Origin of the sequence: Streptococcus suis S735, assembly GCF_000294495.1 — a bacterium.
Classification (GTDB): Bacteria; Bacillota; Bacilli; order Lactobacillales; family Streptococcaceae; genus Streptococcus; species Streptococcus suis.
Genome location: NC_018526.1, coordinates 274,446 through 288,330 on the forward strand (window position 1 = coordinate 274,446; position 13,885 = coordinate 288,330).

Sequence of the window (13,885 nt, forward strand, 5' to 3'; positions counted from 1 at the left end):
TGATTATGAACAAACAAACCTATAAAGAAATTTTAACCATTGCCTTTCCAGCCATGGGGGAAAACCTTCTCCAGATGTTAATGGGGGTAGTAGACTCTTATCTAGTAGCCAGTATTGGCATTGTAGCTTTGTCTGGAGTTTCCCTTGCTAATAATATTTTAGCCGTCTATCAGGCGGTTTTTATTGCCCTAGCAGTAGCGGTGTCTTCTCGTTTGGCTCAGGCTTTGGGTGAAGGGGGTTCAGAAGGCATTGGAGGAACTGCTAGTGAAAGTGTCAAGTTTACAGTTTTTATCGGTCTCCTTTTAGGAATTTTTTCAGTTCTGGCAGGTCCAATAGTACTTACTAGCTTGGGGGCAGAGTCAGAAGTGGTACAGGCTGGGGGTCTTTATTTGATATTGGTTGGTGGGGGAGCACCTTTTTTGGGACTCATGACAAGTTTGAGTGCAATCTTACGAACCTTGGGGGAACCACGTTTTCCTATGTATATCAGTCTGCTCTCAAACGTTCTAAATGCACTATTTTCAGCATTTGCAGTCTTTGTGCTTCATGCAGGTGTAGCTGGAGTTGCGATTGGCACGGTATTATCGCGGTTGATTGGTTGTAGCCTGCTTTGGTCTCGCTTACCAATTTCTTTAAAACCATGGACCTGGTCCTTTGATAAAGAACTGCTTAGACTTGCCCTGCCAGCAACTGGTGAACGGTTGATGATGCGGGTGGGAGATGTGGTAGTCGTGGCGTTGATTACCAGCTTAGGAACAGCGACGGTAGCTGGAAATGCGATTGGAGAAACCCTGACGCAGTTTAACTATATGCCGGCTTTAGGGATTGCTACCGCAACAATCATCCTTACAGCGAAACACAGACAGGATAAGGCTATGGTTCGACATATTTTTCGAACAAGCTTTGGCCTTTCTTTGCTGTTTATGTTTTTGGTGGCTGGTGTGACTTATTTTGCGGGGTCTTTCCTAATCGACCTTTATACTAAGGATATTCAAGCAGCACAAGCTAGTCAAACAGTATTATTTTATGCCATGTTGGGAGTTCCCTTTACAGCTGGCACTCTTATTATGACAGCTCTTTGGCAAGGTTTGGGAAATGCTAGATTACCCTTTTATGCCACAACTATCGGTATGTGGCTAGTGCGGATTGGCATAGCTTATTTACTTGTAACATTTTTTAAAATCGGTTTGTCAGCCATTTGGATTGCAACGATTTTAGATAATGCCTTCCGATCAGGGGTGCTATTTTTTCAGTATAGGTATTCAAAACAAGAATCAATTTAAGATAAGGCTAAGAAAATTTTCAGTTTCTTTTAAGTTTGTAGCTATATACTATATTCAAGCTAGAAATAGCGAATTTCTTTTTCATATAATCTCCAGAGAACAGTCGACCGCGGTCGGCTGTTTTCGTGTCAAGTTTTAAGAAAATAAGTATGAGAAATTGCTTTAGAAAAATCTAAGAAATCTTTCAGTTTCTTTTAAGTTAGTAGCTATATACTATATTCAAGCTAGAAATAGCGAACAACTTTCTTTTTCATATAATCTCCTAGAGAACAGTCGGCCGCGGTCGGCTGTTTTCGTGTGTTCTATTCTTATGTAAAAATGGTATAATAGTAGTGATTGTGTAAGGAGAAAAGTATGTCGGTAGTAGGAAAAGCAAATGGAAAAATCATTTTGATGGGAGAGCATGCGGTGGTCTATGGGCACCCAGCAATTGCTATGCCTTTTTCTGCTGTTGAAATTATTGCTCAGGTAACTGCTCAAGGGGAAGCGCTGACTGTTGCTTGTGACTTCTATAAAGGCTTAGTTCACAAGATGCCAAAAATCTGGGAAAGCCTCAAGCATGCCATCCGTTTCTCGCTCTATCGTATCGGAGCGCCGACAGACCCAGCTATTCATATCGAGATTAGTTCCACCATTCCTGCCGAGCGTGGCATGGGCTCCAGTGCAGCCGTGGCAGTTGCAGTAGCACGCGCCCTCTTTGCCTATTATGAAAAAGAGCTGACCGACAGCGAACTCTGGGACATCGTCCAGTCTTCGGAAAAAATTGCTCACGGCAATCCCTCGGGTATTGATGCGGCGACCACCAGCGGCAAGTCCCCCGTCTTCTTTATCAAGCACCAGCCCATCGAACCTTTTGAGCTGAAACTCCATGCCCATTTGGTAGTGGCTGACACAGGTGTGACGGGAAATACCTTAGAAGCCATTTCAGACGTGGCAGATTTGTTGGAGAAAAAGCCAGAGGCTATCAAGCTAGTAGAAGAACTGGGGAACTTGACCCGACAGGCCAAGGAAGATTTAGCCACAGACCAGGCAGAGCTTCTAGGCAGCAGAATGAACCAAGCTCATGCCCTCCTGCAAAAATTAGGCGTGTCTGATCCTAGCCTAGATAAGCTAGTCAGCCTTGCCCAAGAAAATGGAGCCCTCGGAGCCAAATTAACTGGTGGCGGACGAGGCGGTTGCATGATTGCCCTGGCAAGAACAGCTCAGGATGCCCAAAAACTTGCACACATCCTTGACCAAGCAGGCGCCCGCCAAACCTGGATACAGTACTTAGGAGAAACCAATGACTAAACAAATAGGCATAGCCCGTGCCCATACCAATATTGCCTTGATTAAATACTGGGGAAAACGCGATAAGGAATTATTCCTACCTATGAATTCCAGTTTATCCCTGACCCTTGACGCATTTTATACGGATACCAAGGTCGTTTTTGACCCAGAATTAACTGCTGATGAGTTCTATCTCAATGGGATTTTACAAAAAGAAAAAGAAATTTTAAAAATTTCTCGATTTTTGGATTTATTTTGCGAATATATAGGTGAAAGGGCATTTGCCCGAGTGGAAAGTCTAAATTTTGTTCCGACTGCAGCTGGTTTGGCAAGCTCAGCATCAGCCTTCGCAGCGCTTGCGCTTGCAACCGCAACTGCCTTGGATTTAGATTTGTCACCAGCCACCCTATCAACCCTTGCTCGCAGGGGTTCTGGCTCTAGTACCCGTAGCCTATTCGGTGGATTTGTTGAGTGGGGCATGGGAACTGGTTCGGAAGATTCGATGGCTCATCCCATTGATGATGCGGATTGGGATATCGGCATGGTCGTCTTGGCGGTCAATACCGGACCGAAAAAGATTGCTAGTCGAGAGGGAATGGACCACACAGTTGCCACCTCACCATTTTACACAGCCTGGGTAGAAACCGCTAAGCAAGACTTGGTGGACATCAAGGCAGCTATTGCCAGCCGTGATTTTGAAAAACTTGGTCAGATTACAGAGCACAATGGCATGAAAATGCATGCAACAACGCTCTCTGCCAATCCACCCTTTACCTATTGGTCAGCCGATAGCCTAGTGGCTCAAGAGGCAGTCCGTCAGGTTCGTGAAGCAACTGGCTTATCAGCCTACATGACCATGGATGCAGGACCAAATGTCAAGGTCCTCTGTCGAGCAAGTCAGATGGATGAGCTAGTAGCTGGATTGGCCAAAGTCTTCCCAAGAGAGAAAATCATCACCAGCAAGCCTGGACCTGCTGCTTATGTTCTCAGTGAGAAGGATTGGCAGGCATCACAAACAGCATTTGAAAAGGGAATCTAGCATGAAAGTGCAAGTAAAGATACCAGGAAAACTCTTTCTGGCAGGGGAATATGCAGTTGTTGAAGCTGGCTATCCTGCGGTGATTGCGGCGGTTGGCCAGTACCTAACCGTCACCATTGAAACAAGTGACCAAGGCAGTCTTCATTCTAGTCAAAAGGCAGACCTTTATCTGACCTGGGAGCGTAAGGAAGGTGCCGTTCGTATTCAAGGTAGCCATCCCTATGCCTTGATTGAATCAGCTATGCAGGTGACAGAAGCCTATCTGACGGCCAAGGGCTATGCTTGTCATGGAACCTATAGCCTATCTGTACAGTCCGACCTAGATGACCAAGCCTCTGGTGCCAAGTACGGTCTGGGGTCTTCAGGAGCAGTAACGGTTGCGACGGTCAAGGCCCTGTTGACCTATTACGGTCATCAAGCGGATGCCCTTTTGACCTACAAGCTAGCAGCTCTGACCCAGTCCAAGCTAGGCATGACAGGTTCCTTTGGAGATTTGGCGGCTTCCAGTTTTGGCGGCTTGATAGCCTATCATTCCCTGGACCGTTCTTGGCTTTTAGGGAAAATGGCAGAGCTGTCTCTGCTGGATGTGGTGGAAAGTGATTGGCAAAGTTTGTCTATCAGCCCTATCCAGTTACCCCAAGGTCTAGACCTCTTGGTTGGTTGGACAGGGTCGGCGGCTTCAACGGATAGTCTAGTTTCCCAGATGGAAAGCCAAAAAAGTCAGACAGAAAAAGAGCAAATTCATAGCCAGTTTTTAGCCGACTCCAAGACTTGTGTAGAGCAGTTGATAGTGGCCTGTCAGACAAATGATTCAGTATCAGCTAGACAGGCCTTGTCAGCTAATCGCAAGCTCTTACAGGACTTTGCGAGAGGAATGGGCTTGGTCATTGAAACGCCTCAACTGAGTCAACTCTGTGATCTGGCCCAAACTTATGGAGCGGTGGCCAAATCATCTGGTGCTGGCGGAGGTGACTGCGGTATTTGCTTGGTAGACAGTAAGGAACAAAAAGCAGCGATAGAGACGGCTTGGCAAGAAGCCGGTATTTTTCCACTCACCCTAAACATCGCAAGTAGAGAATAAGGAGAACCCTATGTTTTATCTAGGAGAATTTGGTTTAGATCGCAAGGATCAACACGTTGGCTTGGCCAATCAGCAATATAGTGCCACGCCGGCCAAGGACTTTACAGAAACTCTGTTTGTCCATCATTCCCTGCCGCAGACCAAGGTGGATGAAGTGGATATTTCGACCAGTGTAGCTGGTTTGGACTTTGCCTTTCCTTTCTTCATCAATGCCATGACTGGTGGAAGCAAGAAGACCCGGGAAATCAACCGTCTGTTGGGAATTATGGGGCATTTTGGCAAGATTGCCCTGGCTTCTGGTTCGGTCAGTGCGGCAATCAAGGATCCGTCTGTTGCGGAAACCTTCTCTGTTATGCGTCGGGAAAATCCTTACGGGATAATCTTTGCCAACCTAGGTGCCCATCATAGTGTGGAAAATGCCAAGCGGGCGGTGGATTTGTTGGAGGCCAATGCCATTCAGATCCATGTCAATGCTCCTCAGGAGATTGTCATGCCGGAGGGGGACCGTGATTTCACTATGTGGTTGAAGAATATTGAAACTCTGGTGCGGGAGATGGAAGTGCCTGTCATTGTCAAGGAAGTTGGTTTTGGCATGAGCCGTGAAACAGTAGCCCAGCTGGCTTCTGCCGGCGTGCAAACAATTGATGTATCTGGTACTGGGGGAACGGATTTCGCCAAGATTGAAAATGCCCGTCGGACCTTCAATGACTATGCCTATTTAGAAGGTTGGGGCCAGTCTACCGTGACTTCCTTGGTGGAAGCTATGTCTGTTTCTGAAGAAGTTTGCCCAAGCCTGATTGCTTCTGGTGGCATTAAAACACCGCTAGATATTGTCAAATCATTGGCTTTAGGTGCAGACCTTGTCGGTATGTCCAATCATTTCCTTCAATATGTCAAGGATGGAAAAGGGCATCGTTTTGACGACGGTTTGCAGGCTATTAAGGTCTATCAATGGCAGATTGCTGAAATCATGACCATGCTGGGTGCTAAGAATATTGCGGAACTCCGGCAGAAAGATCTGGTCTTGGCACCAAATGTCCAGAACTGGTGTGAGGCGCGTGGGATTGATTGGAAAGCCTATGCCCGTCGGTCAGCGAATGTGAGTTAAAGAGAGATAGATTGATGTCTTCAGTTCTCAACAATGTAGAAAAATAAAAAAGCCAGGTCCATTTTGGAACTTGGCTTTTGTCATGGAGTGGTTTCTAGGTTGCTGTTAACTGGCCTGCTTGTAACTGGTACATACGGTGGTAGTGACCCTTGAGGGCTAGAAGTTCTTCATGATTGCCTGACTCGATGATCTTTCCCTTATCCAAGACATAAATACAGTCGGCATCCTGAATGGTCGATAGGCGGTGGGCGATGGCAATGGTTGTCCGCCCTTTTCGCATTTTCTCAAGAGAAGTCTGGACTGTCTTCTCCGTCTCAGAATCGATATTGGCGGTAGCCTCGTCTAAAATGAGAATCTTAGGCTGGCTAGCCATGGTGCGTGCAAAGGCCAGCAGTTGCCGTTGTCCTGTCGAAAAGGCGGAGCCCCGCTCGGTGACCAAGTGGTCGTATTTCTCAGGAAGTTTTTCGATGAAGGGAGCAGCGTCCACAAATCGAGCCGCTTCCTCAATCTCCTCCTGAGAAATATCCTGATACATCTGGATATTGGATGCAATGGTTCCGTGAAATAGAAAGGGATCTTGCAGGACTAGGCCAATCGCGGACCGCAATTCTTCCTGCGAAAAGCTACGAATATCCTGACCGTCAATCAAAATCCGTCCAGATTGGAATTCATAGAAACGCATAAAGACATTGATGATAGAAGATTTGCCTGATCCTGTAGCACCCACAAAGGCGATGGTCTGCCCCTGTCTCACTTCAAAGGAAACCTTGTCCAGAATTTGCCGCTTGCCGTCATAGGAAAAGTAAACATCCTCAAAGACAATATGCCCCTTGTCAATCTTGGCCCCTCGGTCCAGCTGTAGTGGCTCCTCGATGGTCTGGTCCATGAGCGTAAAGACCCGTCCGGCAGATACCATAGAGGTTTGGAGGGTGGAAAAATGCTGCGTGACATCCAGCAAGGGATCGAAAAGACGATTGACATACTGGATGAAAGCATAGATAAGACCAGCAGAAATTCCAGCCTGTGACCAGTCCAAACCAAAATAGGTCATGAGTAGGGCATAGGCCAAAATCTTAACAAGTGACAGGGCAGGGCGGAGAAAGAGACTGTCCAAGGCCATGGAACGACTGGCATAGTCCAGATGTTCCTGGTTGATAGCCTCAAACTCTTCCTTTAGCCTCTCCTCTTGAGAAAAGGCCTGGATAATCCAAATCCCCTCGATGCTCTCTGCCAGTTTGCTGTTGATGGCACTCAACAGACTTCTAGTCTTGGCCACAATGGGAGCTGACCGCTTCCGATACTGATCAACCAGGATGAAAATCACGGGCAGGAAGAGGACAATCAGACTGGTCAATTTCCAATCCAGAGCAAACATGGTCGAAAGAGTCGTGACGATAATAAAGAGAGCTGAGATAAAACTGGATAAAATCCCTGAAAACATCTCTGAAATACTCTCCGTATCATTGGTGATGCGAGAGACAATGGAACCACTAGGAGTCTGGTCGAAGTAAGCCATTCCCAGCTTTTCCATTCTCCCAAAGGCATCCCGGCGAATATCTCTGACAATGCTGTAGGAAACTTTAGCAAACCAGAGATTTCCAAAATATTGAAGTACCATTTGAAGCAGATAGAGGGCGAAGTAGGCAGCTAGAATGGCCACAGCAGTCTCAGAAATAGTAGAAATGTAGTGGTCGATAAAATAAGAGGCTAGAAGGGGAATTAGACTGCGGACCACGGTAGTCAGTAGCAAAAAGCTCAAGGCAAGGACTGTCAGCAGTCGATAGGCTTTGAGATAGGACAAGAGTCGCAAAAAAACACTAGCTTGCTTGGTTTTAGAGAGCATCACTTTCCTCCTTTTCGAGTTGCTGCATCATATAGGTATCGTAGTACCAGCCTTTTTCATCTAGTAATTCTTGGTGACGACCTCGTTCTACGATTTTTCCATCTTCAAGGACCAGAATCAAATCGGCATGGACAATAGCTGACAGGCGATGGGCGGTGATAATGGTGGTTTTGTCAAGGCGTTCTTGCTTGATGGTTTCGAGAATAGCGTGTTCTGTTTTAGCATCCACCGCTGAGAGCGAGTCATCCAAGAGCAGGATATCTGGATTGAGAATCATGGCACGGGCCATAGCCAACCGTTGTTTTTGTCCGCCAGAAAGGGAAATCCCCTTTTCGCCGACCATGGTTTCAAAGCGGTCGGGCATATCCTGAATATCCTCATAGACATGGACAGCCCGAGCGGCCTCTTCTACCTGATTTAGAGATAAATCGGGATTGCCGAAGCGGATGTTTTCAGTAATGCTGGTCGCAAAGAGGAACTGGTCCTGGGGTACATAGCCAATTAAGCGTCGCAGGTCAGCTAGCTTGTAGTTCTTGATATTTTCTTGATTGAGCAAGATCTGTCCATTTATCACATCGTATTCTCGCATCAGGAGCTTGAGCAGGCTTGTTTTCCCAGAACCTGTTAGCCCCACAAGACCAATTGTCTGCCCTTTTTTGATCTGAAACTGGATGTCTTGGAGGACTGGTATGTTATCATAGGCAAATTCGCTAATCTCATAGACAAGCTCTCCATTGCTTGGTGCAGGCAGCGGTTGGTCTGTTTCAATGACCTCTGAGGAAATGCTGAGAAGGGTCTGAATCCGATTGTAAGATACATCACCACGCTGGCTAATATTGACCAAAAAACCAATCGCCATAAGAGGCCAGACGAGGAGATCTAAATAGGTCATGAAAGTTACTAGTTGGCCCAGACTGACCTGACCTTGCGAGATGAAGTGAGAGCCGACCAGAAGGGTCAGCAGGTAGGACAGGCCAATGAAGAAGAGGACGGCAGGGTTGAACAGGGCATCGTAACGCATGGTTTTGATATTCTGCAAGAAGGCTGCTTGGTTGACTTCCTGAAAAGCCGCCGTTTCTTGTTCTTGGTAGCCAAAGGATTTAGTAACCTTTATACCAGAAACAGCTTCCTGGACCTTGTTGTTAAGCTCTGAAAAGGCTGCCTGTGAAGCCTTGAAATTTTCATGAGTGCGACGGCCTAAAAAATTAGTGGTTAGAGTCATGAAGGGTAGGGGGAGGATTGCAACCAAGGTCATCTGCCAGGAAATGCTCAAACTCATCGTAATTAGGGTAACCAAGGCTGTGACCGTTGCATCAACAAAAGACATGACGCCACCACCTGCTAGTCGGGTCAGGGCATTGATATCATTGGTTGCGTGGGCCATTAAATCCCCAGTCCGATGTTGCTGAAAAAAGGATGGAGATAGGTGCATAAAGTGGTCAAACAGCCGAGCCCTCATGATTTTTCCTAGACGATAAGATGTTGCCAGGATGTTCATTCGCCAAAGATAGCGGAGGCCGTACATGGCCAAGGCTGACAAGATGAGCCCAGCTACCCCGAGTAGCAAGCGATGCTCAGTCAACTGTCCGCTGGCAATCTGGTCAATCAACTGCCCCATGATAGAAGCGGGAAGGAGATTGAGGAGGCTGACCAAACAGAGTGATAAAATCCCAATCAGATAGGCCTTTTTCTCAAGGGAAAAGAACCACCACAATTGCTTGATAATCTTCATAAATGTCCTTTCTGAACAAAAGAAAGGTTGGTAGCTTGTCGCAACCAACAAATAATAGAATTCGGTGACACTAGTGTATCACAGACTGGTAGAAATAGAAAGTTTGTAACTTAAAAATTAGGCAACTCTAGCCGTAGCCGAATAGAAGAAACAGTTGGAGTTGTAAACACGTACGATACAGGTAGAAATCAAAAGATTTTTACCTTTTTCTGTCTATTTATGATAAAATATATGAAAATTTAGAAGAGGTGTTCAGATGAAAGCTATTGTTACAGTTGTCGGTAAGGACAAGTCAGGAATTGTTGCGGGTGTTGCGACCAAGATTGCGGAGTTAGGGCTCAATATCGATGATATTTCACAAACTGTTTTGGATGAGTATTTTACCATGATGGCGGTGGTGTCATCAGATGAGAAGAAAGATTTCACCAAGCTTCGTGCAGAACTAGAAGCCTATGGTCAGGCTTTGAATGTGAAAATCAACATTCAAAGTGCAGCCATTTTTGATGCTATGCACAACTTGTAAGGAGAGATTTCATGGATATTAGACAGGTTAGAGAAACCATTGAAATGATTGAGGAGCAGAATTTCGATATTCGGACCATCACCATGGGGATTTCCCTCTTGGACTGTATCGACTCGGATATCGACAAGGCTGCGGAGAAAGTGTATACCAAGATTGTCACCAAGGCCAAGAACTTGGTAGCAGTCGGCGATGAGATTGCGGCAGAACTAGGCATTCCCATTGTCAACAAACGGGTGTCAGTAACGCCTATTGCTTTGATTGGTGCGGCGACGGATGCCACGGATTACCTTCCCCTAGCTCATGCCTTGGACAAGGCGGCTCATGAGATCGGCATCGATTTTATCGGTGGTTTTTCAGCTCTTGCTCAAAAGGGCTACCAAAAAGGTGATGAAATCCTCATCAACTCTATTCCGCAGGCATTGGCCCAAACCTCTAAGGTCTGCTCGTCAGTCAATATCGGCTCGACCAAGACGGGTATCAATATGACGGCTGTGCGGGACATGGGGCGGATCATTAAGGAGACGGCGGAGGCTTCTGATATGGGGGCTGCCAAGTTGGTGGTCTTTGCCAATGCGGTTGAGGACAATCCTTTCATGGCGGGGGCCTTCCACGGTGTCGGCGAGGCGGATGTGGTCATCAATGTCGGCGTGTCTGGGCCTGGTGTGGTCAAGCGTGCCCTTGAAAAAGTGCGTGGTGAGAGCTTTGATGTGGTGGCGGAGACCGTCAAGAAGACGGCTTTCAAGATTACCCGTATCGGTCAGTTGGTCGGCAATATGGCCAGTGAACGCCTGGGGGTTAAGTTCGGTATCGTGGACCTGTCGCTTGCTCCAACACCAGCTGTTGGCGACTCAGTAGCACGGGTTTTGGAGGAAATGGGCTTAGAAACCGTTGGTACGCACGGAACGACTGCTGCCCTGGCTTTGCTCAATGACGCAGTCAAAAAGGGTGGGGTCATGGCCTGCAACCAAGTCGGTGGCTTGTCAGGTGCCTTTATCCCTGTGTCTGAGGATGAGGGCATGATTGCGGCGGTGCAAAATGGCTCGCTCAACCTTGAAAAATTGGAAGCCATGACGGCTATCTGTTCTGTAGGTTTGGACATGATTGCCATTCCAGAAACAACGCCTGCTGAAACCATTGCGGCTATGATTGCGGATGAAGCGGCTATTGGGGTTATCAATCAGAAAACAACTGCGGTTCGTATTATTCCGCTTGGAAAAGAAGGAGACATGATTGAATTTGGCGGCCTTCTGGGAACAGCTCCTGTTATGAAGGTCAATCAAGCTTCGTCTGTGGACTTTATCAACCGTGGTGGTCAGATTCCAGCACCGATTCATAGCTTTAAGAACTAAAAAACGTAGACCGATTGCCACAAGCAGTCGGTTTTTTGTTATACTAATAGTAAGAAATGACAAGGAGAAAAACGAATGGCAGATGTAAGATTATATATTTCTCGTCACGGGAAAACCATGTTCAATACCATTGGGCGCGTGCAGGGCTGGTGTGATACGCCGCTGACCAAGGTCGGTGAGGAAGGAATTCGTGAACTGGGCTTGGGGCTCAAGGATGCGGGCCTTGACTTTAAACTAGCCGTATCCAGTGATCTGGGTCGAACCGTTCAGACCATGACCATCGCCCAGCGTGAGTTAGGAATTTTAGGGAAAATCCCTTATTACCAAGACAAGCGTATCCGTGAATGGTGTTTCGGTAGTTTTGAAGGCATGTACGATGCCGAGCTTTTCCAAGGGGTCCTGCCTCGTTTGAAAGGGACAGTTGATGCGACGGGTATGTCCTTTGCGGAAATCGCAGCAGGTATCCAAGAAGCAGACACCGCTGGCTGGGCGGAATCGTGGGAGGTTTTGAGCAACCGTATCTTGACAGGTTTTGAATCCATCGCCCAGGACTTGGAAAAACAAGGCGGAGGCAATGCCCTTGTGGTCAGCCACGGTATGACTATTGCGACATTGGCTCATTTGTTAGAGCCAGAGCGTGGTGCCAATGTCTTTCTCGATAACGGCTCAATCACCGTCCTCAAATACGAAAATGGCAAGCTTTTAATTGAAGCAGTTGGGGATTTATCCTACCGCAAACGTGGGGCAGAGTTGATTGCCCAAGGGAAATAAGATATAAAATCAGGGAGGATTCTCTGATTTTTTTTCTTGACATCCACCATTCTAGGTCCTCAGACTGATTTTTAGCACTCTAAGCAAAAGAGTGCTAATTTTTTGTCTTTTTCTCTTGACAATCCATTTTTTCGGCGTATAATGGGAGTATAAGTAATTAGCACTCGATATCATAGAGTGCTAACGCTCTTCAAAAATCAACACTATCCGTTGTCAGCTTGCCTTTGTGAACCACAGTTCTACATTCGGCCTCGCTTCCTAGGCTACTGTCGATTTTCGCTGAGCGTAACTAAAACAGTGTTCATGAAAGGAGCGGAGATGATTACCCAACGTCAAAATGATATTTTGAATCTGATTGTTGAATTATTTACGCGCCATCATGAGCCAGTTGGTTCTAAGGCCTTGCAGGAAATGATTGCTTCAAGTTCGGCTACCATTCGTAATGACATGGCCAAGCTAGAGCAGTTGGGTTTGCTGGAAAAGGCCCACACATCAAGTGGTCGTATGCCCAGTCGGGCTGGTTTTCAATACTTTGTCAACCACTCGCTCAATCTGAAACACATCAATGAAGAAGATGTTTATCAAGTGGTTAAGGCCTTTGACTTTGAAGCCTTCAAGCTAGAGGACATCTTGGAGCGAGCAAGTCAGGTCCTAGCGGATTTGACAGGCTACACCTCGGTCATTTTAGATGTGGAGCCGACCAGTCAGCAGCTGACTTCCTTTGACATTGTGCAGCTCAGTAGCCACGATGCTCTGGCAGTCTTGACTCTGGACCAGTCCAAACCTGTCACTGTTCAGTTTGCTATTCCTAAGAACTTCTTGACTAGGGATTTGGAAGTGCTCAAACGCTTAGTTGATGAGCGCTTCGTTGGGCAGACGGTCTTGGCAATCCACTACAAGTTGCGGACGGAGATTCCCCAAGTGGTGCAGCGTTACTTTGCCACGACGGACAATGTCTTGGATCTCATGGACTACATCTTTTCCAATCTTTTCCAAGAATCGGTCTTTATCAGTGGAAAAGTTGCCTCGCTGACCTACGGCAATCTTGCCACCTACCAACTCTTGGATAGTCCTCAGTTATTGGCACCAGAGTTGCGGCAGGGCTTGGCTCCCAACCAGCAGACCAGCATTTCCGTGGCGGAACATAGAGAACCTGCTCTTGCAGATGTGACGGTCATTCATCATCGTTTTCCAATCCCCTATCGGGGCATGGGCCAGATGAGTTTGCTCGGTCCTGTTGACATGGACTACCGTAGGCAGATGAGCTTAATCAACATCATCAGCCGCATCCTATTTATGAAATTAACCGATTACTACCGTTATCTAAGTAGTAATCATTACGAAGTCAATTAGAAGGAGAATGCTTTGTCAGAAGAAATCAAAAACGAAGAAATCGTAGAAGAGGTTGAAGCAACAGAAGAAGTTGTGGAGACACCTGAAAAATCAGAATTGGATTTGGCAAACGAGCGCGCTGAGGAATTTGAAAACAAGTACCTTCGTGCCCACGCTGAAATGCAAAATATCCAACGCCGTGCAAACGAAGAACGCCAAACCATTCAGCGTTACCGTTCGCAAGACTTGGCCAAGAAAATCTTGCCGAGCTTGGATAACTTGGAACGTGCCCTTCAAGTCGAAGGCTTGACAGAAGATGTCAAAAAAGGCTTGGAAATGGTTCAAGAAAGCTTGATTCAAGCCCTTAAAGAAGAAGGGGTGGAAGAAGTCGCAACAGATGTCTTTGACCCAAATCTTCACATGGCCATTCAAACAGTCCCAGCCACAGACGATTGCCCAGCAGAACACATCGCACAAGTCTTCCAAAAAGGCTACAAGCTGCATGAACGCTTGCTGAGACCGGCTATGGTAGTGGTGTCGGAATAGTCGCTCTGC

Annotated in this window: 12 protein-coding genes; 10 read left to right on the forward strand and 2 right to left on the reverse strand. The window is 46.8% G+C overall.

Annotated elements, in window-relative coordinates:
• The first annotated feature begins 5 nt into the window (after positions 1-5).
• The 5 genes from YYK_RS01440 to fni all read left to right on the forward strand — a co-directional run bounded on the left by YYK_RS01440 (position 6) and on the right by fni (position 5,780).
• The gene (locus tag YYK_RS01440; protein ID WP_012774949.1) at positions 6-1,283 is read left to right on the forward strand and encodes an MATE family efflux transporter; all 1,278 of its coding nucleotides are present in this window, start codon (positions 6-8) and stop codon (positions 1,281-1,283) included.
• 354 nt (positions 1,284-1,637) lie between these two features.
• Positions 1,638-2,573, forward strand: a complete 936-nt coding sequence (gene mvk / locus YYK_RS01445; RefSeq protein ID WP_012774950.1) for a mevalonate kinase — start codon at positions 1,638-1,640, stop codon at positions 2,571-2,573.
• Positions 2,566-3,591 (forward strand): diphosphomevalonate decarboxylase, encoded by a 1,026-nt coding sequence (gene mvaD, locus YYK_RS01450; RefSeq protein WP_011921869.1) that lies wholly within the window; start codon positions 2,566-2,568, stop codon positions 3,589-3,591. Before mvk ends, mvaD begins: the two co-directional genes overlap by 8 nt.
• A gap of 1 nt (position 3,592) precedes the next feature.
• Positions 3,593-4,672 carry a phosphomevalonate kinase gene (locus tag YYK_RS01455; protein WP_012774951.1) on the forward strand — a complete coding sequence of 360 codons (1,080 nt, stop codon included), beginning with the start codon at positions 3,593-3,595 and terminating at the stop codon, positions 4,670-4,672.
• A gap of 10 nt (positions 4,673-4,682) precedes the next feature.
• Positions 4,683-5,780, forward strand: a complete 1,098-nt coding sequence (gene fni / locus YYK_RS01460) for a type 2 isopentenyl-diphosphate Delta-isomerase (protein ID WP_011921871.1) — start codon at positions 4,683-4,685, stop codon at positions 5,778-5,780.
• A 94-nt stretch (positions 5,781-5,874) separates the two neighbouring features.
• On the opposite strand, the gene YYK_RS01465 is transcribed toward fni, so the two are convergent.
• Both YYK_RS01465 and YYK_RS01470 read right to left on the reverse strand, forming a co-directional pair.
• A complete protein-coding gene (locus YYK_RS01465; RefSeq protein ID WP_012774952.1) occupies positions 5,875-7,623 on the reverse strand; it encodes an ABC transporter ATP-binding protein in 1,749 nt (582 codons plus the stop codon).
• The gene (locus YYK_RS01470; RefSeq protein WP_012774953.1) at positions 7,613-9,355 is read right to left on the reverse strand and encodes an ABC transporter ATP-binding protein; all 1,743 of its coding nucleotides are present in this window, start codon (positions 9,353-9,355) and stop codon (positions 7,613-7,615) included. Before YYK_RS01470 ends, YYK_RS01465 begins: the two co-directional genes overlap by 11 nt.
• Before the next feature lie 256 nt (positions 9,356-9,611).
• Between YYK_RS01470 and YYK_RS01475 the strand changes: the two genes are divergently transcribed.
• The 5 genes from YYK_RS01475 (at position 9,612) to grpE (ending at position 13,876) form a co-directional block, all read left to right on the forward strand.
• The gene (locus YYK_RS01475) at positions 9,612-9,878 is read left to right on the forward strand and encodes an ACT domain-containing protein (protein ID WP_011921874.1); all 267 of its coding nucleotides are present in this window, start codon (positions 9,612-9,614) and stop codon (positions 9,876-9,878) included.
• Between the two features lie 11 nt (positions 9,879-9,889).
• On the forward strand, positions 9,890-11,227 hold the full coding sequence (locus YYK_RS01480) for a PFL family protein (RefSeq protein ID WP_011921875.1): 1,338 nt from the start codon (positions 9,890-9,892) through the stop codon (positions 11,225-11,227).
• Positions 11,228-11,302: 75 nt separating this feature from the next.
• Complete coding sequence (locus tag YYK_RS01485; protein ID WP_011921876.1) at positions 11,303-11,998, forward strand: histidine phosphatase family protein; 696 nt, start codon at positions 11,303-11,305, stop codon at positions 11,996-11,998.
• Between the two features lie 318 nt (positions 11,999-12,316).
• Positions 12,317-13,351 (forward strand): heat-inducible transcriptional repressor HrcA, encoded by a 1,035-nt coding sequence (gene hrcA / locus YYK_RS01490; protein WP_012774954.1) that lies wholly within the window; start codon positions 12,317-12,319, stop codon positions 13,349-13,351.
• A gap of 12 nt (positions 13,352-13,363) precedes the next feature.
• Positions 13,364-13,876: a nucleotide exchange factor GrpE gene (gene grpE / locus YYK_RS01495; protein ID WP_002943082.1), complete on the forward strand. Its 513-nt coding sequence runs from the start codon at positions 13,364-13,366 to the stop codon at positions 13,874-13,876.
• Positions 13,877-13,885: the final 9 nt, after the last annotated feature.

Bases quoted from the DNA above. Each gene is read 5' to 3' on its own strand.
- YYK_RS01455 (WP_012774951.1), top strand. From the start codon at position 3,593: ATGAAAGTGCAAGTAAAGATACCAGGAAAACTCTTTCTGGCAGGGGAA.
- YYK_RS01475 (WP_011921874.1), top strand. From the start codon at position 9,612: ATGAAAGCTATTGTTACAGTTGTCGGTAAGGACAAGTCAGGAATTGTT.
- YYK_RS01440 (WP_012774949.1), top strand. From the start codon at position 6: ATGAACAAACAAACCTATAAAGAAATTTTAACCATTGCCTTTCCAGCC.
- YYK_RS01480 (WP_011921875.1), top strand. From the start codon at position 9,890: ATGGATATTAGACAGGTTAGAGAAACCATTGAAATGATTGAGGAGCAG.
- YYK_RS01485 (WP_011921876.1), top strand. From the start codon at position 11,303: ATGGCAGATGTAAGATTATATATTTCTCGTCACGGGAAAACCATGTTC.
- mvk (WP_012774950.1), top strand. From the start codon at position 1,638: ATGTCGGTAGTAGGAAAAGCAAATGGAAAAATCATTTTGATGGGAGAG.
- YYK_RS01470 (WP_012774953.1), bottom strand. From the start codon at position 9,355: ATGAAGATTATCAAGCAATTGTGGTGGTTCTTTTCCCTTGAGAAAAAG.
- YYK_RS01465 (WP_012774952.1), bottom strand. From the start codon at position 7,623: ATGCTCTCTAAAACCAAGCAAGCTAGTGTTTTTTTGCGACTCTTGTCC.
- mvaD (WP_011921869.1), top strand. From the start codon at position 2,566: ATGACTAAACAAATAGGCATAGCCCGTGCCCATACCAATATTGCCTTG.
- fni (WP_011921871.1), top strand. From the start codon at position 4,683: ATGTTTTATCTAGGAGAATTTGGTTTAGATCGCAAGGATCAACACGTT.
- hrcA (WP_012774954.1), top strand. From the start codon at position 12,317: ATGATTACCCAACGTCAAAATGATATTTTGAATCTGATTGTTGAATTA.